The 22,203-nt window shown below is 64.8% G+C and carries 22 protein-coding genes and 1 tRNA gene; 6 read left to right on the plus strand and 17 right to left on the minus strand.

Annotated elements, in window-relative coordinates; all coding sequences use genetic code 11:
- Positions 1 to 60: 60 nt before the first annotated feature.
- Entirely contained in the window at positions 61 to 543 is a 483-nt protein-coding gene (locus tag HYN69_RS03960) for an NUDIX hydrolase (protein WP_108434596.1), read from the minus strand.
- A gap of 259 nt (positions 544 to 802) precedes the next feature.
- Here HYN69_RS03960 and HYN69_RS03965 point away from each other — a divergent pair, with 259 nt between their 5' ends.
- The 4 genes from HYN69_RS03965 (at position 803) to HYN69_RS20450 (ending at position 3,095) form a co-directional block, all read left to right on the plus strand.
- Entirely contained in the window at positions 803 to 1,324 is a 522-nt protein-coding gene (locus tag HYN69_RS03965; protein WP_108434597.1) for a glutathione peroxidase, read from the plus strand.
- Positions 1,258 to 2,430: an acetoin utilization protein AcuC gene (locus HYN69_RS03970; RefSeq protein ID WP_108434598.1), complete on the plus strand. Its 1,173-nt coding sequence runs from the start codon at positions 1,258 to 1,260 to the stop codon at positions 2,428 to 2,430. The genes HYN69_RS03965 and HYN69_RS03970 overlap by 67 nt, the downstream gene beginning before the upstream one ends.
- On the plus strand, positions 2,427 to 2,966 hold the full coding sequence (gene thpR, locus HYN69_RS03975; protein ID WP_108434599.1) for an RNA 2',3'-cyclic phosphodiesterase: 540 nt from the start codon (positions 2,427 to 2,429) through the stop codon (positions 2,964 to 2,966). The genes HYN69_RS03970 and thpR overlap by 4 nt, the downstream gene beginning before the upstream one ends.
- Before the next feature lie 50 nt (positions 2,967 to 3,016).
- Positions 3,017 to 3,095, plus strand: a tRNA-OTHER gene (locus HYN69_RS20450).
- A gap of 26 nt (positions 3,096 to 3,121) precedes the next feature.
- Here the strand turns inward: HYN69_RS20450 and HYN69_RS03980 are convergent.
- The 7 genes from HYN69_RS03980 to HYN69_RS04010 form a co-directional block, all read right to left on the minus strand.
- Positions 3,122 to 4,543: an amidase gene (locus HYN69_RS03980; protein ID WP_108434600.1), complete on the minus strand. Its 1,422-nt coding sequence runs from the start codon at positions 4,541 to 4,543 to the stop codon at positions 3,122 to 3,124.
- 103 nt (positions 4,544 to 4,646) lie between these two features.
- Complete coding sequence (locus tag HYN69_RS03985; RefSeq protein ID WP_108434601.1) at positions 4,647 to 5,672, minus strand: extracellular solute-binding protein; 1,026 nt, start codon at positions 5,670 to 5,672, stop codon at positions 4,647 to 4,649.
- Between the two features lie 55 nt (positions 5,673 to 5,727).
- Positions 5,728 to 6,531 (minus strand): ABC transporter permease, encoded by an 804-nt coding sequence (locus HYN69_RS03990; RefSeq protein ID WP_108434602.1) that lies wholly within the window; start codon positions 6,529 to 6,531, stop codon positions 5,728 to 5,730.
- Positions 6,524 to 7,438, minus strand: coding sequence for an ABC transporter permease (locus HYN69_RS03995; RefSeq protein WP_108434603.1), 915 nt, complete (start codon positions 7,436 to 7,438; stop codon positions 6,524 to 6,526). The genes HYN69_RS03990 and HYN69_RS03995 overlap by 8 nt, the downstream gene beginning before the upstream one ends.
- A 4-nt stretch (positions 7,439 to 7,442) precedes the next feature.
- Positions 7,443 to 8,492 (minus strand): ABC transporter ATP-binding protein, encoded by a 1,050-nt coding sequence (locus HYN69_RS04000; protein WP_108434604.1) that lies wholly within the window; start codon positions 8,490 to 8,492, stop codon positions 7,443 to 7,445.
- A 117-nt stretch (positions 8,493 to 8,609) separates the two neighbouring features.
- Entirely contained in the window at positions 8,610 to 10,046 is a 1,437-nt protein-coding gene (locus HYN69_RS04005; RefSeq protein ID WP_108434605.1) for an amidase, read from the minus strand.
- A 232-nt stretch (positions 10,047 to 10,278) separates the two neighbouring features.
- Positions 10,279 to 10,575: a DUF6476 family protein gene (locus HYN69_RS04010; RefSeq protein ID WP_108434606.1), complete on the minus strand. Its 297-nt coding sequence runs from the start codon at positions 10,573 to 10,575 to the stop codon at positions 10,279 to 10,281.
- On the opposite strand from HYN69_RS04010, the gene HYN69_RS04015 reads away from it, so the two are divergent.
- Positions 10,574 to 11,632, plus strand: coding sequence for an RluA family pseudouridine synthase (locus HYN69_RS04015; protein WP_108434607.1), 1,059 nt, complete (start codon positions 10,574 to 10,576; stop codon positions 11,630 to 11,632). The two genes, HYN69_RS04010 and HYN69_RS04015, sit on opposite strands and share 2 nt — an antisense overlap.
- 246 nt (positions 11,633 to 11,878) lie before the next feature.
- Positions 11,879 to 12,772 (plus strand): RNA polymerase sigma factor RpoH, encoded by an 894-nt coding sequence (gene rpoH, locus HYN69_RS04020; RefSeq protein ID WP_108434608.1) that lies wholly within the window; start codon positions 11,879 to 11,881, stop codon positions 12,770 to 12,772.
- Positions 12,773 to 12,797: 25 nt separating this feature from the next.
- On the opposite strand, the gene dtd is transcribed toward rpoH, so the two are convergent.
- The 9 genes from dtd to HYN69_RS04065 form a co-directional block, all read right to left on the minus strand.
- Positions 12,798 to 13,232 (minus strand): D-aminoacyl-tRNA deacylase, encoded by a 435-nt coding sequence (gene dtd / locus HYN69_RS04025; RefSeq protein WP_108434609.1) that lies wholly within the window; start codon positions 13,230 to 13,232, stop codon positions 12,798 to 12,800.
- Positions 13,229 to 14,152 carry a carbohydrate kinase family protein gene (locus HYN69_RS04030; protein ID WP_108434610.1) on the minus strand — a complete coding sequence of 308 codons (924 nt, stop codon included), beginning with the start codon at positions 14,150 to 14,152 and terminating at the stop codon, positions 13,229 to 13,231. Before HYN69_RS04030 ends, dtd begins: the two co-directional genes overlap by 4 nt.
- 58 nt (positions 14,153 to 14,210) lie before the next feature.
- Complete coding sequence (locus HYN69_RS04035) at positions 14,211 to 15,167, minus strand: phosphoribosylaminoimidazolesuccinocarboxamide synthase (RefSeq protein ID WP_108434611.1); 957 nt, start codon at positions 15,165 to 15,167, stop codon at positions 14,211 to 14,213.
- Positions 15,168 to 15,393: 226 nt separating this feature from the next.
- A complete protein-coding gene (locus tag HYN69_RS04040) occupies positions 15,394 to 16,476 on the minus strand; it encodes a primosomal protein N' (replication factor Y) - superfamily II helicase (RefSeq protein WP_108434612.1) in 1,083 nt (360 codons plus the stop codon).
- A gap of 3 nt (positions 16,477 to 16,479) precedes the next feature.
- Positions 16,480 to 17,595, minus strand: a complete 1,116-nt coding sequence (locus tag HYN69_RS04045) for an SPFH domain-containing protein (RefSeq protein WP_108434613.1) — start codon at positions 17,593 to 17,595, stop codon at positions 16,480 to 16,482.
- Between the two features lie 24 nt (positions 17,596 to 17,619).
- Positions 17,620 to 18,540, minus strand: coding sequence for a DUF2927 domain-containing protein (locus tag HYN69_RS04050; protein ID WP_230426478.1), 921 nt, complete (start codon positions 18,538 to 18,540; stop codon positions 17,620 to 17,622).
- A 68-nt stretch (positions 18,541 to 18,608) separates the two neighbouring features.
- Positions 18,609 to 19,790, minus strand: a complete 1,182-nt coding sequence (locus tag HYN69_RS04055) for a toxic anion resistance protein (protein WP_108434615.1) — start codon at positions 19,788 to 19,790, stop codon at positions 18,609 to 18,611.
- 56 nt (positions 19,791 to 19,846) lie between these two features.
- Positions 19,847 to 20,719: a 5-bromo-4-chloroindolyl phosphate hydrolysis family protein gene (locus tag HYN69_RS04060; RefSeq protein ID WP_108434616.1), complete on the minus strand. Its 873-nt coding sequence runs from the start codon at positions 20,717 to 20,719 to the stop codon at positions 19,847 to 19,849.
- Positions 20,720 to 20,916: 197 nt separating this feature from the next.
- Positions 20,917 to 22,146, minus strand: a complete 1,230-nt coding sequence (locus tag HYN69_RS04065) for a pseudouridine synthase (protein WP_108434617.1) — start codon at positions 22,144 to 22,146, stop codon at positions 20,917 to 20,919.
- Positions 22,147 to 22,203: the final 57 nt, after the last annotated feature.

The raw sequence follows: 22,203 nt of genomic DNA on the forward strand, positions 1-22,203 counted from the left end.
GGGTTTGGTCCAGAACGAAAAACACCGGCCCTTTGGAGCTAGGCCTGCCGCGCGGCGAAATCAAGCGGGAGTGGGCGGGTTGGCCAAAAGGTCGGGGTCGGCGGCGAGGCTTTGGAAGAGGGCGCGCAATTCGGGTTCGGCCACCTTGCGCGCGGCCTTGGCCGCATGGAACCATTTGCGGCGGCGTTCCTTGCGTTCGGGGAATTTGGCTGCCAGTTCGTCGACCCGTAGCGGGAAGACGGCGACCACGCAGGGAAGCGATGAGTCCGGGGTGAGCACCTTGTCATAGCCGTAAAGACCGAGGGGGGAGGGCGCGGCAAGGCCGGTGACGCCCGCTTCTTCCCACGCTTCGCGGGCGGCAGAGGCTGCGGGGGCCAGCCCGTCGATCGGCCAGCCCTTGGGGATGACCCATCGGCCCGTGTCACGGCTGGTGACCAGCAACACTTCGACGTTGCCGCGGTGCATGCGCCAGCAGATCGCGCCATACTGGCTGCGCGGTGCCTGTTCGGCCCCTTCGAAAGTGGTCGTGTTCATCCGTTTCATGGGCCCGATCCTGATCTTTGCGATCTTTGTGCAAAGGGCATGCCTGCTCTGTTACAAATATGCGCCCTGTGCGCCCGATAATCCAGCGCCTAAGGTTGTTTTTTCTGTCAAAGCGGCAGGGTAACGATCACGCGGGTGGCTTTTGCGTTCCCGATTGGTCTGCCGCTTGGCTGTGTCGATGCCGAATTTACAACTGCGGGTTTGACAGAACGGTTAACAAAGCTAGATCATCCCTTGATTTATAACGGAGGTGTCACCGATGCGCCGCTTTGCCCTTGTTGCTCTTTTCAGCGCGGCAAGCCTGCTGCCGGTTCCCGCGATGGCGGGATACAGTTTCGTGTCGATCGACGGTGGGACCATCGATCTGGACGCATACAAGGGCAAGCCGGTGCTGGTGGTGAACACCGCGTCGCTTTGCGGGTTCGCGCCGCAATTCAATGATTTGCAGGATTTGCAGGACGCATACGCGGCAAAGGGGTTGGTGGTGCTGGCGGTGCCTTCAGATGACTTCAATCAGGAATTGTCGAACGCGACCGAGGTCAAAAAGTATTGCGCGGCGAATTTCGATCTGACCTTGCCGATGACGGATATCACCCATGTGGTCGGACCGCAGGCGCATCCGTTCTATGCCATGCTGAAGGCCGACCACGGGTTCGAACCGGGTTGGAACTTTAACAAGGTGCTGCTTGACGGGCAGGGCGAGGTGGTGGCGACATGGGGCAGCCTGACCTTGCCGACTGCAAGCGTGGTGACACGCGAGATCGACGCGCTGTTGCAGTGACGGGTGGCGCTTCGGCGCTGTTCATCGGAAGCGAGGTTTACCGCGGGTCGTCCTATGGGGCGGGGCATCCGTTGCGGATACCGCGCGTTCCGGTCGTTATGGACCTGTGCGCGGCGCTGGGCTGGCTGGACGGGCGCTACCGGACCAGTCCCAAGGCCAAGCCTGCGGCTTTGACGGCGTTTCACACCGAGGGTTACATCGCAGCCTTGCAACGGGCCGAGGCAACCGGCGCGGTCGATGATGCGGTGCGGGCGCGGCACCAGATCGGGACGCTGTCAAATCCGGTATTTCCGCAGATTTATTCGCGCCCTGCCACGGGGGCGGGGGGCGTGTTGCTGGCCGCCGAGATGCTGGCCAACGGGGTGGCACGGGTGCATGTGCCCGGTGGCGGGACGCATCACGGGATGCCGGATCGTGCGAACGGGTTTTGCTATCTGAACGATCCGGTGCTGGCGATCATGGCGCTTCGGCGGGCGGGGTTGCGGGTGGCCTATGTAGACATCGACGCGCATCACTGTGACGGGGTAGAGCCTGCCTTTGCGGGGCTGCCGGATGTGCTGATGATTTCCGTGCATGAAGAGGCGCGTTGGCCCTTTACCGGGGCTTTGGGCGACGGTGCGGGGGGAAATGCGTTCAACCTGCCGGTGCCGAGGGGGTTCAACGATACCGAGATGCGCGCGGTGGTCGAGCGGTTGATCGTGCCGCGGGTGGCGGCGTTCGGGCCTGATGTGATCGTGCTTCAGGCGGGGGCTGACAGTCTGACGGAAGACCCGCTGTCGCGGCTGTGCCTGTCGAACCGCGCCTATGTCGATTGTCTGCGGGCGCTGTTGGGGCTGGCAGAGCGGATGTTGCTGCTGGGCGGGGGCGGATATAATCCGTGGTCGGTAGGGCGGTGCTGGACGGCGCTTTGGGGCGTGCTGGCGGGGTTCGAATTGCCTGCGCGGTTGCCCGAGGGGGCGTCGGATGTGTTGCGCGGGCTGTCGTGGGGCGGGGGCGGGCGGGCTGTGCCCGGGGAGACGATGATGGTGACGTTGCTCGATGATCCGCGCGAGGGGGTGGTGCGGAGGGAAGTGATGGAACGGCTGGAGGCTTTGGCTGCGCGATGATGCGGGTGTTTCTGGCGCTGCCCTTGCCGGACGAGGTGCTGTCGGCGCTGCGGGTGCAGCAGTTTTTGCTGCCCTTGCCATCGGCGGTGGAGCCTGAGGGGTTTCACCTGACGCTGGTCTTTCTGGGCGAGGTGCAGGATCGGGAGCTTGAGGCCGCGCATGAGCGGTTTGCCGAATGTCGCGTGGCGCCGTTCGAGTTGCGTTTGCAGGGGTTGGGGCTGTTCGGCGGGGCCAAGCCACGGGCGGCTTGGGCGGGGGTGGCGGCCTCGGAAGCCTTGGCGCGGTTGCAGGGCAAGCTGGAACATGCGGCGCGGGCATCGGGGATTGCGGTGGAGCGCAGGAAGTTCGTGCCGCATGTGACGCTGGGGCGGTTTTCGCCGCCCATGCCGGATGAAGCTGCGCGGCTGGAGAAGGCGGTGGCTTTGGGGGGCGGGTTTGTGAGCGCGCCTTGGCGGGTGGATCGGTTTTGCCTGTATCAGTCGCATCTTTCCCACAAGGGCGCGCGCTATGACGAGTTGTTCGCCTATGCTTTATAGCGGCGGGTGTTCTTGAATTTGCATGGCCATGGCGCTAGGGTTGTAAGGCAAGGCCGTGTACCCCGATGGGCAAGGGGGTTTGCGGGCAATGTCCGGGAATTGATGTTGGTTCGAGTCCAACCCGGCCTTGCTTCGTTTCCATGCAAATAGTGCGTTCACCCCAAGGGTGGCGGGCGTTTGGCGGGCCAATCGGTCGCCATGTGATAGGCGTGGCCCATGGCGAGGGTTTGCGCGTCTGACCCGAAGCGCGTGATCAGTTGCATGCCCATCGGCAGGCCGTTCGCGCCAAAGCCCACGGGGATGTTCAGCGCGGGCAGGCCGATCAGGCTGACGGGGACGACGATCTCCATCCAGCGGTGATAGGTGTCCATCTTCTGGCCGTTGATTTCGGCGGGCCAGCGCCAAGCGGTCGGGAAGGGCCAGACCTGCGCCGAAGGCATCAGGACGGCGTCGAAGCGGTCGAACAGGCGGGCGGCATGGGCATACCAGCGCGAGCGGATTTCGGATGCGGCATAGACGGCATCGGCGGAAAGGGACAGGCCCTGTTCGATCTCCCACACGGTTTCGGGCTTGAGCTGGGCGCGTTTGGCGGGGTCGTCGTAAAGCGCGCGTTTGCCGTTCGAGTTGAGCATGGCGCGCAGGGTGGTCCATGCGAACCACAGCTTTTCGGCGGGGAAGGGCGGGGGGAGTGCTTCGACTTTCGCGCCAAGGGTGGTAAATGTTTGCAGCGCCGTTTCGCAGAGTGCGGCGATGCCGGGTTCCAGCGGATAGGCGCCGCCCCAGTCGCCCAGCCATGCGAGGCGTTTGCCGCGCAGGTCGGTTTTCAGGTGGTCGGCAAAGGGCTGGTTGGGCAGGGCAAAGGGCACCTGCGGGTTCTCGCCCGCTTGGACGGTGAGGAGGTTGGCGACATCCTCGACGGTGCGGGCCATCGGGCCTTCGGTGGCGAGGGTGGCCAGATAGGTGTCGCCCACGGCGTCGGATGGCACGAGGCCGTAGCTGGGGCGAAAGCCGTAGACGTTGCAGAACGCGGCGGGGTTTCGCAAGCTGCCCATCATGTCGGACCCGTCGGCCACGCTGACCATGCGTGTGGCAAGGGCGGCGGCGGCCCCGCCCGATGACCCGCCTGCAGTGCGCGACAGGTCATAGGGGTTGCAGGTCACGCCGAAGACAGGGTTGAAGCTGTGCGAGCCGTGGCCCCATTCGGGGGTATTGGTCTTGCCGATGAAGATCGCGCCCGCGGCGCGCATGCGGGCGGGGATCAGGTCATCGGCGGCGGGGACGTAGGTGGCATAAAGCGGTGAGCCCCAAGTGGTGCGGATGCCTTTCACCGCGAGCAGGTCCTTGACGGCCATGGGGATGCCGTGGAGCCAGCCCTTGCTGGGGGCTTCATCGGCGGCGCGGGCCTGTGCCATCAGGCTTTCGGCGTCGGGCATCGAGACGATGGCGTTGACCGACGGGTTCACCGTGGCGATGCGCGCGAGGGTCGCCTCCATCACCTCCGAGGGCTTCACCTCGCGCGATGCGATCAGGTGCGCGAGGTCGGTTGCGGAACGGTCGGTCAGGTCTGCGCTGTTCATCTTTGCCCAAATACTCGAAAACCGCCGTCAGCTTGGGGATGGCGGTCTTTCATGATGGCTCTGCGGGGGGTGCGGGGGGGCCGGTGGCCCCCCGCTTTCGGGTTCACTTCTGGAGTTCGGTCCAGATCGCGGTGATGTAGTCCTGCGCCTTGCCGGTGCAGGTTTTCAGGAAGACACCCTTGTCGCGCAACTCGGCCGGAATGACGATTTCGGGGGCATCCTTCATGTCGGCGGGCATGAATTCTTCCGATCCGGAGATGCCGTTGGCATAGCGCGCAAAGGCCGAGATGAGGGCAGCGTTTTCGGGCAGTTCGATGAAGTCGAGGAATTTATAGGCTTCCTCGACGTTCTGCGCATCCGACAGCAGCATCACCTGATCCATGAACAGCGGGAAGCCCTCTTTCGGGTAGCCGAATTTCACGTCGGGGTTTTGCAGGCGCGAGCGGAACATTGCGCCGTTCCAGTAGACCGAGGCCATCACGTCGTTGCTGGCCATCTTTTCGGTCATGCCGTAGTCCATCGACACCCATTTCGGCTTGGCCTCGATCAGCTTGTCGCGGACCTTTTTCATCAACTCGGCGTCTTCCGAGCAGATTTCGCCGCCCAGATACATCGTGGTGAGCGCGATGATGTCGTTCATCTCGGGCGTCACGTTGACCTTGCCCACCAGTTCCGGCGGCGGGTCGAGGAAGATGGCCGAGGTGTTGATGTCACCCGAATAGGCGGTCTGGTTGACGCCCATGCCGGTCAGGCCCCACTGCCACGGAACCGAGAATTTGCGGCCCGGATCGTATTCGACATCCACCCATTCGGGTGCGATGTTGCCGTGGTGCGGCAGTTTGGACAGGTCGAGTTCCTGCACGAGGCCTTTTTCGACATAGATCTGCACATAGTTGGCCGAAGGCACCACGAGGTCGAAGCCGTGGCCGCCGGCCTCGATCTTGGCGAGCGCGGTGTCGTTGCTGTCGTAGTCGGTGACGGTGACCTTGATCCCCGTCTCTTTCTCGAATTTCGCAAGCAGTTCGGCGCTGGTGTAGTCACCCCAGTTGTAAAGTTGCAGCTCGCCCTCGGCCTGCGCCATGGCGGCTGTGGCGAGCAGCATCGCGGTTGCGGTGAGTAGGTTTCTCATTTTGGACTCCCGTTGGTTCTTTGGCGTTGGTTCTTTGGCGTTGGTTTCTTGTTGGTCAGTCTTTCTTGCGGGTCAGCACGAAGAAGGCGGTCAGAAGCACGACCGTCAGACCCAAGAGCACTGTGGAAATGGCATAGACCTCGGTCGTGACCTGACGGCGGATCTGGCCGAGCATATAGGTGGGCAGCGTGTCCTGCCCTGCCGATTTGACAAACAGGGTGATGACCACATCGTCAAGCGAGGTGACGAAGGCGAGCATGAAGCCTGCGATCATGCCGGGCAGCAGCAGTGGCAGGGTGACGCGGCGGAAGGTTTGCCACGGGGTGGCATAAAGATCGGCGGCGGCGGCTTCGAGCGTGCTGTCCATGCCTTCGAGCCGCGCGCGGATCGGCAGGTAGGCGAAGGGGATGCAGAAGGCGGCGTGGGCGGTGATCAGGTAGCCGAGGCCTTGGTAGCCGGTCAGCACCTTGATCTGGGCGAAGAAGATCAGAAGTGCGACGGCGGTGACGATCTCGGGCACCATCAGGGGCTGGTTGATCACAACATAGATGAAGGTCTGGCCCTTGTATTTCTTGCGCCGTGTGGTGCCGAGGGCGGCGGCTGTTGCCACAGCCGTAGCGATCACGCCCGCCATGGTGGCAATCAGGAGCGAGCGGAGGGTGGCGTCTTTGACGTGGTCGTTGGCCCATGCCTTGGCGAACCATTGCAGGGTGAAGCCTTCGAAGCTGGCGACCGATTTGCCCGCGTTGAAGGAGAAAGCGACGAGCATGATTATGGGCAGGTAAAGCGCCACGAAGACCAGAATGGCCGTTGGGGTAAAGCCCGGCAAGCGCGAGACGGAGAAGCCGCGATCAGCCATGGTTCACCTGATTGTCGCGGTTGGCGAAGCGGACATAGACCAGAAGCGCCGCCGTCACGATGATGAGGAGCGTGACGGAAAGCGCAGCGCCGAGCGGCCAGTTGCGGCCTTGGCCGAATTGCAACTCGATGAAGTTGCCGATCATCATCTGTTTGCCCCCGCCGAGGAGGCGCGGCGTCACATAGGCGCCGAGAGCGGGGACGAAGACGAGGATCGAGCCTGCGATGATGCCCGGTTTGACGATGGGCAGGATGATGCGGCGCAAGACCTGAAGCCGCGAGGCGTAAAGGTCGTAGCCCGCCTCGAGCAGGCGCATGTCGAAGCGGTCGATGGCGGCGAAAAGGGGCAGTACCATCAGCGGCAGGTAGACATAGGTCATGCCGATGAAGACGGCGGTGTCGGTATAGATGATCTGCAAGGGCCGCTCGATCGCGCCGAGCTTCAGCAGGAGCGAGTTCAGCAGGCCCTCGGAGCGGATGATTTCATTGATCGCGAAGGTGCGGATCAGCAGGTTGGTCCAGAACGGGATGGTGATGAGAAACAGCCAGAAGGCGCGTTGGCGCTGCGGCCTCGTGGCGATGAACCAAGCGGTGGGAAAGCCCACGGCAAAGGTGAAAAGCGTGGTGAGGAGCGAGAGTTTGACCGAGCGCCAGAAGATCGTCAGATGCGCGTCGGCAAGCACGAGCGTGTCGTCGAAGATGTCGCGGGTGTAGAGGATGCCGCGCCATGCGTCGAAGCTGAACCCCCATTCGACGTTGCCGTATTTGCCCGGCAGCAGGAAGGAATAGACCACGACGATCATCAGGGGGCCGATGGCCCCGACGGCCAGAAGGATCAGCGCAGGGGTCGAGAGCAGCCAGCCTGCGCGGGCGGATTGGGCGGTCTGGCGGGATTCGGCTTGGCTCATCGCATCAGTCCTGAAGCACTTGGGCCGCACCGGGCAGGAAGCGGAGGCCGACCTGTTGGCCCATGGCCACGCCCGCTTCGCCACTGGCGGGGCTTTGCACGCGGACGACGACTTCGGCGCCGTCGGAAAGCTGCATGTGGCAATGGGTGTCGGTGCCGAAATAGACGAGGGAGGTGACCGTGGCGGGGATCGCGCCTGCCTCGGTCGGGTCGGTGATGCGGACCTGTTCGGGGCGGATCGTCAGGGTGACGGGGCCTGTGGCATCGGTGGGGGTGTCGATCACCGCGCCGCAGCCGAGTTTCAACCCGCCCGCGACTGGGGTGGCGGGCAGGAAGTTCGTCTCGCCGATGAAGGAGGCCACGAAGCGGTTGACGGGACGGGTGTAGATGTCTTTCGGACTGCCGATCTGTTGCAGTTTTCCGGCGCTCATCACGCCGATGCGGTCGGACATGGTGAGGGCTTCTTCCTGATCGTGGGTCACGAAGATGAAGGTGATGCCGGTCTCGATCTGCAGGCGTTTGAGTTCGACCTGCATTTCCTTGCGGAGTTTGAGGTCGAGGGCCGACAGCGGTTCGTCGAGCAGCAGCACCTTGGGTTTGGGGGCAAGGGCGCGGGCGAGGGCCACGCGCTGTTGCTGGCCGCCGGAAAGCTGGCTGGTCTTGCGGTTCGCCATGGCTTCGAGTTTCACGAGCGCCAGCATCTCGGCGGTGGTGCGGGCGACTTCGGCGCGGGGGCGGCCCTGCATTTCAAGGCCGAAGCCGACGTTTTGAGCCACGGTCAGGTGCGGGAAGAGCGCGTAGCTTTGGAAGACCGTGTTCACGGGGCGCTGGTTGGGCGGCAGGTCGGTGATATCGGCCCCGTCGAGCAGAATTTGCCCCGAGGTCGGCATCTCGAACCCTGCGATCAGGCGCAGGAGCGTGGTCTTGCCGCAGCCCGAGGGGCCGAGGAGGGTGAAGAATTCACCCTTGCGGATGGTGATCGACACATCGTCGAGGGCGCGGACGACATGGTCGCCCTGACCGAAGGCTTTGACCGTGTTACGGGCCTCGATCATGCTTTCGGTCGGTGCGGACAATTGGCAGTGCTCCCCGGTCTTTTGATCATAATAAGGAGAGGCAAAATTGTTTATTGCAAGTGTTAAGCGGATGGGCGTGACGGGTTATCGCCGGTTTCATGATGCCATCGCAGCGCGGCGGGCGGCCCAAGGGGCGGCACGCTCAAGTTCTGCGCAAAGCGCGATCAGGGTTTCGTCCATCCCGAAGGGGGCGGCGAGGTGGATGCCGATGGGCAGGCCGGTGGAGGACTGGCCCAAAGGCAGCGATGCGGCGGGTTGGCCGGAGGCGTTGAAGACGGCGCAGAAGGGGGAATAGGGGAAGATGCCGTCCGGCCCCATGCGGTAGGCGGGGTAATCGGTCGTGGTATGGGCGAAGCGGCCGACGAGGGCGGGCGGTTCGGCGAGGGTGGCTGACAGGATGATGTCGGTTTGCGTGTCGTGGAAGGCGTGGGCCATCTGGCGGCCGAAGTCGTGGATTTCGCCGACCGCTTGCAGATAGCGGGTGGGGTGCAGGGTTTCGGCGTAAGCCATGGCCCCGCGCGACACGCCTTCGACGAGGGTTTCGGGGTCGCGGCCTTTCAGGGCAGAGCGGACGGAAAGGGCAGTGCCGATGCCGACGATATCGGTCCATGCCTGCATCATCATCGGCACGTCGGCTTTCGGCAGGCCGGGGGTGACGTGGTGGCCGAGGTCTTCGAGCAGTTTGGCGGCGTTCAGGACGGCGGCTTGCACTTCCGCATGGATGGGGGTGCCGGTGAAGGTGGTGTCGCAGAGCATGACGCGCAGGCGGCGGGGCGGGCGGGTGATCGCGTCGGCGTGGCTGCGTGTCAGGGGGGGCGCGACGTAGGGCGCGCCGAGGTCGGGGCCAGCGCAGGCATCGAGCATGGTGGCGGTGTCGCGGACCGAGCGGGTCAGGAAGCCGTCGATCGCCATGCCAGCCCAGCCTTCGCCGGCATAGGGGCCATCGGGCAGGCGGGCGCGGGTGGATTTGAAGCCGAACAGCCCGCAGGACGAGGCGGGGATGCGGACTGACCCGCCGCCATCCGATCCGTGCGCGAAGGCGACGATGCCTGCGGCGACGGCAGCGCCTGCGCCACCCGACGATCCGCCGGAGGTGTGGTCGAGGTTCCACGGGTTGCGGGTGGGGCCGCTGTAGACAGCGGATTCGGTGGCGGCGCCGATGCCGCCTTCGGGGCTGGTCGTGCGGCCGAAGGTGACGACGCCGGTGGCGGCCATGCGGTCGAAGATGGCGGAGTTCCGGTCGTAGGTGGTGTTCGCGAAAAGGCGCGAGCCGTTGTTCGAGGGGAAATCGGTGGCTTCTGCGCCGAGGTCTTTCAACAGGAAGGGCACGCCGCGAAAGGGGCCGCGGGGCAGGCCGTTTGCGATGGTGCGGCGGGCGGTTTCTTCTTGGATGAGGACGACCGCGTTGATGGCGGGGTTGCGCTTGGCGGTGGCTGCAAGGGCGGCGTCGAGCAGTTCGGTGGGGGTGACATCGCCGCGTGCGACCCATTGGGCCAGTTCGGTTGCGTCTTCTGCGCCGAGGTCGCCGATCATGTTCGTATCTCCTGTTATCGGGGGCAGGGTGGCAAGTTGAACGGGCGCGGTCCAGTCTGGAAACGCCAAAGCAGGGTCGGAAATGGAGGGGTTGCGCCACGATGGGAATTGCCCCGATGCCCCAAGCATCGGGGCGCGCCCGACCCGCCCCCACGGGGCGGGCGCACGTATACGTGCACCCACCCCGCAGGTCGGGCGCGCCCCTTGGCGACCGGTCCGGGCAACCGCCGCTTCAGTTCAGGGGCAGTTCCTTGCGGAAGGTGCCGTCGCGGCTGAACACCAGAATACGGGCGTCGGTGGTGGTTATGACGATGTAATCGGGGCCGAGGGTGAAGGATTGCGCGGTTGCGCCATCGGGCAGGGTCAGGTCTTCGGGCAGCGGAATCGCGTTGCCGTCGGGCATGCGGGTGACAAGCACCGATGCGATGGTTATGACACCGCCAATCATCGTGACCATAAGAAGGATCACGAGGGCTTTCAGCAATCTCAGTCCCGGCGGTAGCGCGGGAGTATCCGGAGCTTCTTTCATGCCAGTCCTTTCCGAGACGGATGCCCTGTTGACCGTGGAGATCGGTGAAGATCCGCCCGACCGGCTTGATAAGGCCTTGGTGCGCGAGGTGCCAGAGGAAGCGGCGCTGTCGCGGTCACGGCTGATGAAGATGATCGCCGAGGGCGATGTGCTGCGGGACGGGGTGGCGGTGACGGACCCCAAGACGAAGGTGGCCGTGGGGGAAGTCTACGCCCTCGTGCTGGCACCTGCCGAGGAATATGACGCGCAGCCGGAGGATATTTCGCTGGTCGTCGTCTACGAGGATGACGAGTTGATCGTGATCGACAAGCCGGCGGGGATGGTGGTGCATCCCGCCCCCGGCACGCCGCGCGGCACTTTGGTCAACGCTTTGCTGCATCATTGCGGCGATACGCTGTCGGGGATCGGGGGCGAGAAGCGGCCCGGCATCGTGCACCGGATCGACAAGGATACGACGGGCTTGCTGGTGGTGGCCAAGACCGACCGCGCGCATCACGGGCTGGCCAAGCAGTTCGAGGAGCATTCGGTGAACCGCCATTACATGGCGTTGGTGCATGGCACGCCGGATGCCGCCGACCCGCGGTTGCGCGGGCTGAAGGGGATAGGCTTCGAGACCGGCGGGATCGTCAAGATCGTCACCGGCCTTGCGCGGCACAAGACCGACCGGCAGCGGCAGGCCGTGGTCTGGGACGGGGCGGGGCGGCATGCGGTGACGCGGGCGCGGGTGTTGGAAAGCTATGGCGGGCGGCAGGCGCCGGGCGGGGCTGCGCTGGTGGAATGCTGGCTGGAAACGGGGCGGACGCACCAGATACGGGTGCATATGTCCTATGCCGGGCACGGGCTTTTGGGCGACCAGACCTATGGCGGCAAGCGCAGGCTGTCGCCGAAATCGGTGGGAGAGGTGGCGGCGGGTTTGGGCAATGAATTTGCGCGGCAGGCGCTGCATGCGGCGTCTTTGGGCTTTGTGCATCCGGTGACGGGCGAGGAAATGCTGTTCGAGGCGGAGTTGCCCCCGGATATGGCTGCAGTGCTCGAGGCGCTGCGGGCGGGTATTTGAGGGAACGAAGGTAGGGGGGCGGGGTTTCCGGTTCGTGCAGTTTGGGCGCAAACAGCGTGATTGGCGCGGAAATACCCGCTGACATGTGCGTGAACGCACCCGAGCGGGCCTTGGGTCGTAACGCAATCGTAACCATTTTAGGATATGAGGCGTATCGCGCGGCGGTCTTGCAAGCGAAGCCGACGTTACCTAGATTTGCCGATCCCCGGGGCTGCGATCAGACCGGGACCAGAAAGGGGGCACGAGATGAGCACCTATACCAACCTACCCGCACCGAGCCCGGAGCAGGGGCTGAACCGGTATCTGCAGGAAATCCGCAAGTTTCCGCTGCTGGAGCCGGAAGAGGAATACATGCTGGCCAAGCGCTGGGTCGACCATGAGGATGCGCGGGCCGCGCATCAGCTGGTCACCAGCCACCTGCGACTGGCCGCGAAAATCGCCATGGGCTATCGCGGTTACGGGTTGCCGCAGGCCGAGGTGATTTCGGAGGCCAATGTGGGTCTGATGCAGGCCGTGAAGCGGTTCGATCCCGAACGCGGGTTCCGGCTTGCGACCTATGCGATGTGGTGGATCCGGGCGAGCATCCAGGAATATATCCTGCGGTCGTGGTCTTTGGTGAAGCTTGGGACGACCAGCGCGCAGAAGAAGCTGTTCTTCAATCTGCGGAAAGCCAAGGCCAAGCTGGGCGCGCTGGAAGAGGGTGATTTGCGGCCCGAGAACGTGGCGCAGATCGCCAAGGATCTTTCGGTGACGGAAGAGGAAGTGATCGCCATGAACCGCCGGATGGCGGGGGCGGATGCGTCGCTGAACGCGTCGGTCGGGTCGGAGGAAGGGTCGAGCCAGTGGCAGGATTGGCTTGAGGACGAAGACAGCGATCAGGCGGGCGACTATGCCGAGCGCAACGAGCTGGACACGCGGCGCGAGCTGTTGGCAAACGCCATGTCGGTGCTGAACGAGCGCGAGCGCGACATCCTGATGCAGCGCCGGCTGGCCGAAACGCCGGTCACGCTGGAGGAATTGTCGGAAAGCTATGGCGTGAGCCGCGAGCGGATCCGGCAGATCGAGGTCAGGGCGTTCGAGAAGTTGCAGGCGCGGATGCGGGAACTGGCCAAAGTCAAGGGAATGGTCGTTCCGGGCTGAGGGGTTCGGACGCCGGGGCTTTCCGTCAGACATCCATCCAGATGGTGACGGGGCCGTCGTTTACCAGGGCGACGGACATGTCGGCGCCGAAGATGCCGGTAGCGGTGGGAATACCCTGCTGTGCCATTGCGGCGGTGAACAGGTCATAGAGCCTTTTGCCCTCTTCGGGTCTGGCGGCGGCGGAAAATCCGGGCCGGTTGCCGCGCAGGTCGGCAGCGAGGGTGAATTGCGAGACGATAAGGGCCGCGCCTTGGACGTCGAGGAGTGACAGGTTCATCTTTCCGGCGTCGTCCTTGAAAATCCGCATCTTGGCGATTTTCGCAGCCAAATGGGGGGCTTGCGCGTCGGTGTCCCCCTCTATCGCGCAGACCAGGATAAGCAGGCCTTGGGCGATTTCGCCGGTCACGCGGCCTTCGACCGTGACCGAGGCACGGGTGACGCGCTGGAGGACCGCCCTCACAATTCTTGGCGCCAGGGAGGATTCGCGCCAGCGCGGCTGACGGTTATGGCGGCGGCGCGGGTGCCGAGGGCGAGGGCGGCGTCGAGCGTGGCATCGCTGATGCTGCCAAGGGCTGCTTTGGTCAGGGCGCCCGCCTCAAACAGGGCGCAGAGGGCGCCTGCGTTGAAGGTGTCGCCTGCGCCGACGGTATCGGCGACGGTCACCTTTTGCGCCGCGACGAAGCGGTTTTGCGTGGCGGTGATGGCGCGTGCACCATCGGCGCCTTCGGTGATGAAGACGATTTTCGGCCCTTTTTCAAGGATTTGGCGGGCGAGGGCGGAAACATCGCCTTGGCCCATCAGCCAGTGCAGGTCTTCGTCCGAAAGCTTTACGATATCGGCGCGGGCAATCATCCGTTCGATGCGGGCGCGGTATTGCGCTTCCTTTCCGGCGATGAAACCCGGGCGGATGTTGGGGTCGATCATGGTGACGCGGGAGGAGGCCTCGCGGGACTGGAGCGCTTCGTAGGTGCTGGCCGCGGGGTCGTTTACAAGGCTGATGCCGCCGAAGAACAGGGTGTCGACGCTGGCGGGAAGGGCGGGAAGGTCGCTTTGCGCCAAAAGCCCGCCTGCGGTGTTTTCATCGTAGAAGGCATAGGTGGCTTGGCCCTCGACCAGCTTGACGAAAGCCACGGTCGTGGGGCGGTCAAAGCGTGCGGTTAACGAAGTGTCAACCTTTGACGCTTCCAGCGTTTCGGTCAGGATCTGTCCGAGCATGTCGTTGGAAATGCCCGAGAAAAATGCCGAAGGCGCGCCGAGACGGCCAAGTGCTATAGCGGTGTTGAAGACCGCACCCCCCGCATAGGGCGAAAACGCCGGTTCGCCCAGCGTGGTGGTGCGGGGCAACATGTCGATCAGGGCTTCGCCACAGCTGAGAATCATTTCTACGCTCCTAGGATTGCCGTGATGTTAACCGATCGTGCGATGTTAGCGCAAACAGTCAGCCGAAGTAGGGCTGCAGGTTCTGGCGGACGCGGTCGAGCGGCGTGGTGCCGGAGGTGTCGGGAACGAAGCGTTGGCCTGTGATCGCCTCGTAGGCGTCGATGTAGACCTGTGCGGTCTTGGCGATCATTTCGGCGGGGATTTCAGGGATTTCATCGGCGTAAGGGTCGCAGCGCGCGGCGACCCACGAGCGGATCACGTCTTTGTCGAAGCTGGGAGGGCGGGTGCCTGCGGCAAAGGCTTCCTCGTAGCCGGAAGCCAGCCAGTAGCGGCTGGAATCGGGGGTGTGGATTTCGTCGGCGATCAGGATGTTTCCGGCCTCGTCGGTGCCGAATTCATACTTGGTATCGACGAGGATCAACCCGCGTTCGGCGGCCATTTTCTGGCCACGGGCAAACAGGGCGAGGGCTTTGGAGGAGACCTCGTCCCATTGGGGCTGGGTCAAAAGTCCTTGCGAAACAATCTCTTCTGCGGTCAGGGGTTCGTCGTGGCCGCCGTCGAAGGCTTTGGAGGTGGGGGTGATGATCGGGGCGGGAAGGGCCTGGTTGTCGCGCAGACCGTCGGGCAGGGTGTGGCCATACATGGCGCGTTGGCCCTGTTTATACAGCGTCAGGACCGAGGTGCCGGTGGTGCCCGCAAGATAGCCGCGCACCACGATCTCGACCGGCAGTATGGTCAGGCGCTTGCCGATCACCACGTTGGGGTCGGGATAGGAGATCACATGGTTCGGGCAGATGTCGGCGGTGGCCTCGAACCAGAATTTTGCTGTCTGCGTAAGGACTTGGCCTTTGTACGGAATCGCTGCGAGGATGCGGTCGAAGGCCGAGATGCGGTCGGATGAGATCAGGATGCGCGTGCCGTCGGGCAGGTCGTAGCAATCGCGGACCTTGCCGAAATAGGGGTTCGGCAGTTCGGGAATCCGGGCCTCGGTCAATACGCGTGTCAGGTCGAGCATGGTGTTTTCCCAGCGGCTGGCGTTGCGGCGTGATGCGGCCCGAGGTGGGCGAAGTCAAGCGCGGCAACGGCGATTCAACTATGCACAGGTGATGCAGACGCGTGAAGCGCGGCCTTAACCCTTTCTTCGGCTTTCATGCTGGCACAAATATCCTCCGGGTGTGGAGCGTTTCCAGCGTGGAGCGGCCCGCTTGCGGGCGTGGGGGGCAGACAGCCCCCCTGTGCGGTCAGCGGTTTTGCGAGACGGCGAAGAAGATGCCTGCGGCGATCAGAGCCAGCAGCACGGCGAAGGCGATCTTCCACTTCGACCATGGGCGTTCGCCCTGCACCTTGCCGGTTTGGCCGTTAACCACGAAACGGTAGCTTTTGCCGCCGTATTTGTAGGCGGCCATCCAGATCGGCAAAAGCACATGCTTGAATGTCTCGTCCGACCAGTCGGTGTCGATGTCGTCGATGCGTTGTTCGTCGCCTCCGATGTCGGAGCGCACGTCTTGGCCGATGACGCCTGCCATCACATCGCGCCCTATGGCGTGGCCGTCGGCGAGGGGGATGGTGTAGCCTTCGGCGGTGAAACCGGCGAGGTAGTCGGCGTTGTAGGGTTCGAGTGCGGACAGGTCCCAAGGGGCGAGGTTGTCGGTGTAGTCGCGCGGCAGGCTTTGGCTGGCCAGCACGAGGACATCATCGAAGTCGCGGGCGACCCGGCCCGAGGTGCTGGTCCAGCGGGTATGCTGGACCTGTCGGGTCCGGGTCTTGCCGTCCGAGACATAGGTTTCGGTGGTGTAGTAGTGGTCGCCCCGCGCGCCGCGATAGCGACTGCGGGTCGCGGCGTCGAAGGTCCAGTAGGGGACGTACATGCCGTTCAGGGCGCGGCCTTTGCGGGCGTATTCCTGCAATCCGTTGGGTGCGAACCACAGGCTGCCGAGCCATTTGGTCATGGCGTCGCGGGCCTGAGGTTCCGCGAGGACGAAGGGCAGGACCGCCTGGGGCTTGATCTTGCGCTGCTCGTCGGTGGTGGTGACGACGGGGGTGGCGCAGAAGGGGCATTCGGTGGCGTGTTCGGCGCCTTTGAATTCCACCAGCGCGCCGCAGTTCGGGCAGGGGGTAGACTGGACGGCGACGGTCTGGGCGGGCGTCAGGTCATCGGCGAGGCCGAGGGCGAGGTCGATCTCGCCCAGTGCCTTTTGGCGGCGCTGCGGTTGGGCCGGGATGGGCTGGACGTGGCCGCAGTGGTCGCATTTCAGTTCGGTAGCACCCGGCACGAAGCGCAGGGCCGCGCCGCATTCGGCGCAGGGCCAGGTTTGGCGGGCCATGCTTTACGCTCCGGGCGGGGGCGTCACGGGAGGGGGCGGCGGCGGCGTGGCTTTGAACAGGCGGGCGAGGTCGGTTTCGGACGCGGGTTTCCAGCCCTCCATCCCTTCGCACCAGACGGTGCTGGCGCGGGTGAGGGTGCCGTTTGCGACCATGGCGGTCAGGTCGGATTCGGTGAAGGGGCCGGTGGTCGCGCCATTGGCGGCGACGTGCCACGCTTTGCCGGCGGGGGGCGGCGGGGGCGGGGCTGCTGCTGCCGGTGCGGCGGGGGCTGCGCCCCACGGGCCGCCCATGCTTTGCGCCATCTTCATGCCCATCGCCGCGCCGATGCCTGCGGTCATGGCGTCGCCGCCCGAGCCGCCTTTGCCCATCGCCTCGGCCGCGGAATACTGCATGAATTTGTCGAGGTCGCCCGACAGGCCGACCGAGGTGCGCTTGTCGAGTGCCTTTTCGACCTCTTCCGGGAGCGAGATGTTCTCGATGTAGAATTCCGGCAGGGTCAGGCCGTAGCCCGTGATCAGGGGGGCGATGGCGGTGGTGACGAGTTTGCCCAAGTCGGCGGTGTTGGCGGCCATGTCAAGGACGGGGATGCCCGCGCTGGCGATGACGCGGGAAAATTCCTGAACGATGATGTTGCGGATCTGGGTCGACACTTCGTCGGCGGTGAATTCGCCATCGGTGCCGACGATTTCCTTGAGGAACAGGGCGGCATCCGAGACGCGCATGGAATAGGTGCCGAAAGCGCGCAGGCGGACGGGGCCGAATTCGGGGTCGCGGCACATGATGGGGTTTTTGGTGCCCCATTTCTGATCGTTGAAGCGGGTGGTCGAGACGAAGTAAATTTCGGATTTGAAGGGCGAGTTGAAGCCGTGGTCCCAGTTTTGCAACGTGGTCAGGAGCGGCATGTTGTTGGTTTCGAGCATATACATGCCCGGACCGAAGGTGTCGGCAAGCTGGCCTTCGTGGATGAATACGGCGGCCTGACCTTCGCGGACGGTCAGCTTGGCGCCGTATTTGATCGCGTTGCCGTGGCGTTCGAAGCGCCAGACCATGGTGTCGCGGGTGTCATCGGTCCAGTCGATGACATCGATGAACTCGCCGCGCAGGAAATCGAAAACCATGTCGCCACTCCGTAAGTTACGAGATCAACTTTCGCCGCCAACAAGGCGGGCTGCAAGCGATTCCACGATGGGTCGCGCCTGATCCTCGGTCAGGCCGGGGGTGAGGGCGGGGTTGTAGAGGATGCGGAGCATCAGCTCGTCCTGTTTGGTCAGCAGGGCGAATTCCTCGTCGTCGTTGAAGATCGAGGGGCGGGCCGAGGGGCTGTCGTTGGCGAGGCCGAGGCCTTGGGTGATTTCCTCGTGGATGCAGGACAGGCGCAAGAGGTCGGGGTGTTCGCTGCGGATCACGGCGAAGGCGCGGGTATAGGTGGCATCGGCGCCTTCGGACATGGCGTAGACGAGGCAATAGGTCGAGCGGGGCATCTGGGTGATGCCTGCGACCTCGGCTGGCGAGAGGCCGGGGAGGGCTGCGCGGATTTGCGGGCCGAGGGCTTGGCGTTCGTCTTCCGAGACGATCTGGATGAAGAAGTTGGGGTTGGCGTCGGACAGGGCGATCGGGTGGTTGGTCAGTTGCGAGAGGCGGGCGAGGAACGAGCCGATGCGCGCTGTGTCGGCGGCGCGGCGGTCGGGCGGGACCGAGGCGCCGAAGGAGAGGCCGACGCGCACGGGGGCCTGCCATTTGCGGATGCGGCTGACGGTGGTGCGCTGGACGGGGCCGCCCGAGGTGCGGGCGTATTCGTCATAAAGGGCGATGCGGATGAAGTTTTCCGCGAGCATCCGGTCGGTATAGGGCGTGTCGGGGCCGCCGCCATCGGTACGCAGCAAGCCTTGGGACAGAAGCAGGCTTTGCACGCGGGCGTAATGGGCGCGGGCGGCAAGCGAGGCCGGGGTTTCGGCTGCGGGCGCGGGCGCCATCGCGGGGCGCAGTTCGGGGCGCTGGCCTGCGCCCGGCGGGGGGAGGGCAGGGCTGCAAGCGACGAGACCGGCCAAGGTGAGGCCGGTCACGAGGGTGCGGGGGAGCGAGGGCTTGAGCAGGGGCTTCGTCCTTGATGGGCGTCGGGCGGGGATGGGCGTCAGGCGGGGGTTGGCGTTCCGCCGGGGGTCAGAGGCTTGGCGCGGGCCGCAGACAGCGTGTCGCGCAGTTCCGTTTCCAGCTTTTGCAGGTCGGTTTCGGCGCTGGCGCGGCGGGTCTTGCCTTCGTCGGCGATGCGAAGCGATTCCTCGATCGTGGCGATCAGCGTGGCGTTGGCGGCTTTGACCGCTTCGATGTCGAAGACGCCGCGTTCCATTTCCTGCCGGACGATGCGGTTGGCCTGTTGCAGGTTGTCGGCGTTGGCTTTCAGCAGTTCGTTCGTCAGGTCATTCGCGCCGCGCACCGCTTCGGCGGCTTCCTTGCTGCGCTGGATGGTGACGGCTTGGGCGAGCTGGGTTTCCCACAGTGGCACGGTGTTGACGAGGGTGGAGTTGATCTTGGTGACAAGGCTTTTGTCATTTTCCTGCACGAGGCGGATCGAGGGCAGCGACTGCATGGTGACCTGACGGGTCAGGCGCAGGTCGTGCACGCGGCGGTCGAGGTCGTCACGGGCGGCGCGCAGGTCGCGCAGTTCCTGGGCGATCTTGACCTGATCTTCGGCTGCGGCTGCGGCGACTTCGGCTTCCTTGGCGGGAATGGTCGTGGCATCGGCTTCCGCGATCTTGGCCACGCCAGCGGCGATGTAGAGGGCGAGTTCGTCGTAGAAGGCCAGCGTCTTGGCGTAGAGGATGTCGAGCGACCTGATGTCTTTGAGCAGCGTGTGTTCGTGTGAGAGCAGGTTTTCGGTGATGCGGTCGATCTGGCCCTGCACCTGTTCGTATTGGGCGACGAATTTCGCCACGGGCTTGGCGCGGCCGATCAGTTTTTCCCACCAGCTCTGGTCGCGGCCGAGGTCGAGTTCAGAGGCGGAAAAGCCACGGATGGTGGTGACGATTTCACGCAGGCTGTCGCCTGCGGGGCCGACGTCCTTGTTGCGGACGCCGGAGAGCATTTCTTGGGAAATCACTTGGAGTTCGGCTTGGGCGGCCGAGCCGAAGGAGAGGATGGATTGGGCGTCGGACAGGTTCACCTCGTCCATGCGCTTGCGGATTTCGGCCGCTTGCGGGGCGGGGGCGGCGTCGAGGGTGACGAGCGCGTTGGCCGGTTCGGGCAGCAGGGCTTTGGTCACGGCTTCGACTTCCGACAGGGCGGTGGCAGCGGCGGCGCGGATGGATTCGGGCATGAAGGGGAACCTTTGACTGGTGCGCGAAACGGGCGCGGGTGGCGGGAAGCGGGGGCTTAGCCCTCGCGTTGCAATCTTTCGCGCAGGACGCCGATTTCGACATCGAGGTCGCTGCGGTTGTTCACGAGAAGCGCCTTGGTGCGCGAGGCGAAATTGGTTTCGAGATCGTCGAGCAGGCCGAGGTAATCGGCGCGCGCCGAGGCATCGCGCGAGGTGGCGTAGAAATCGGCGAATTTCACGGTCGCATCACGGGCACCCGACAGGTAGACCGACAGGAATTTGCGCGCGGCGGTCAGGTCTCCGGGGTCGCCCTCGACCGTGCGGAACAGGCTTCGGGCGGTGGTGGCGAAGGCGTCGACGCGGGCTTCAAGCTGGCGGTCGCCCGCGCGCAGGATGGCATCGCGCATTTCGGTCAGGCTGCGTTCGGCTTCATCGACGGCGCGAGCGACGCGGTCGGTCTGGAAACTGTCGATGCCTGCGGTGCCCTTGTCGCGCATCGGATCAAGGCCGAAGGCGGCGAGATGCAGGGCGGCCCCTGCGAGGGCGAAAAGGACGGGGTAAAGGCCCGGTTGGCTGATGGTGGCCCCAAGGCCGAGGCCCGCGCCGATCAGGATGGCGGCAAAGAGTTTGCGAGGAATGGCGGGGCGGCGGGCGAGGGTGCGGGCGTTGTAGGCGTCTTCGGCGATGAGGCCCTGACGGGTGAGCCAAGCGGCACCCAGCATCAGCGCGGTGGCACCGAGGCCGGAAAACAGCGCATCGGGGCCGCCGGTGAAGGCCGGGATGAGCATCAGCAGGCTGGCTGCGAAGAGCATGTTGGAGCGCCCCTGCGCGGGCAGGGGGCGTTTGCCGTCGAAGCGGTTGGCGGGCGTTTGCGCTGTGGGAGATGCGGGCTGGTTCGGGCTGAACTTGCCACCGTAACGCTGGGCCATGTCAGTTTCCCCCTGCGCCGGCGACATAGGCCGCTAGCGCCAGAAGGAGGAAGAACGCGAGGGTGCGAATTGATCTCGCCGACATGAGCGCGTTTTTCCCCTGAAACAACAGACCTTCGATTGGACTATAGGCGAAGGGTGGGGGGCATGCCAGTGCCGCGGGGCGGGTTTGAAATCAAAAGGCGGTCAGGAAAATCCTAACGCTGCTTGGGTTTGCGCGGTGCGCCCTTTGGACCTGCGGGCGCGCCACGGGGCGGGCCCTTGGGGCCGGCGCCCGGTTTGGCGGCTGGTTTGGAGGATGGACGGGGGCCTGCCGCGACGGGGCGGGGCTGCGATTCGCGTTTCGGTTGCGACGCGGACGCACGGGGTGCGGTCTTGGTTGCTGCGGTTCCGAAGCTGCGGGGCTTGGCGGGGGCATCGGGGCGGGTATCGGGTTTGGCCGAGGCGGTGGAGAAGCGGGGTTTTGCGGCCCCTTCGGCGCGGGGGGCTGCGGGTTTGCCGCCCTTGGCATCGGAGGCGTGGCTGCGGGGGGCGAATTTGCCGGTGGGGCCGGTATGGGTGCGTTTGGCCGGATCGCTGCTGTCCATGCTGCGCGGTTTGGCGGGGCGGCGCAGGGCCGGTTTGCCTGCAGGTTTTGCGCCAGCGAGATCATCCGATGCCTCGCCCGTCAGGCCAAGCTGGTCGCGCAGGATGCGGGGGCGGATTTCCTCGACCTGTCCGGGTTGGAGTTCGTTCAGGCGGAAGGGGCCGTAGCTGATGCGGATCAGGCGGTTCACGATCAGGCCGATCTCGTTGATGGCGCGACGGATTTCGCGGTTGCGCCCTTCGCGCAGGCCGATGGTGAGCCATGCGTTGGCGCCTTGGTGGCGGTCGAGCACCACGGACATGGGCAGGAATTTCTCGCCCTCGACGGTGATGCCGCGGCGGAGGGGTTCAAGATCGGGGTCGGTCGGGTTGCCCTTGACGCGGACGCGGTATTTGCGGAGCCAGCCGGTAGAGGGGAGTTCGAGGCGGCGTTTCAACTCGCCATCGTTGGTGAGAAGGAGCAGGCCTTCGGAGTTGAGGTCGAGGCGGCCGACCGACATGACGCGGGGCATGTCTTCGGGCAGATGGTCGAACACGGTCTCGCGGCCCTTTTCGTCGGAGGCCGAGGTCACGAGGCCTTCGGGTTTGTAGTAAAGCCACAGGCGGGCGGGTTCGGGCTGGCCTACGGGTTCGCCACGTACGGTGACGCGGTCGTTCGGGCCGATGTTGAGCGCGGGGCTGTCGATGACCTTGCCGTTCACCGCGACCTCGCCCGCTTCGATCATCCGTTCGGCTTCGCGGCGCGAGGCGATGCCCGCGCGGGAGAGCACCTTGGCGATGCGGTCGCCTGCGGGCGTGGCGCCTTGGGCTGTGGCGGGCTTGGGGGTGGGGGCTTTGGTCATGGCGTCCTCGTGGGCAAGGGGTGGTGATAGCCCAAAGGTCGCGCGGTTTCCATAGGC

This window comes from Gemmobacter aquarius (assembly GCF_003060865.1).
Lineage (GTDB): Bacteria > Pseudomonadota > Alphaproteobacteria > Rhodobacterales > Rhodobacteraceae > Paragemmobacter > Paragemmobacter aquarius.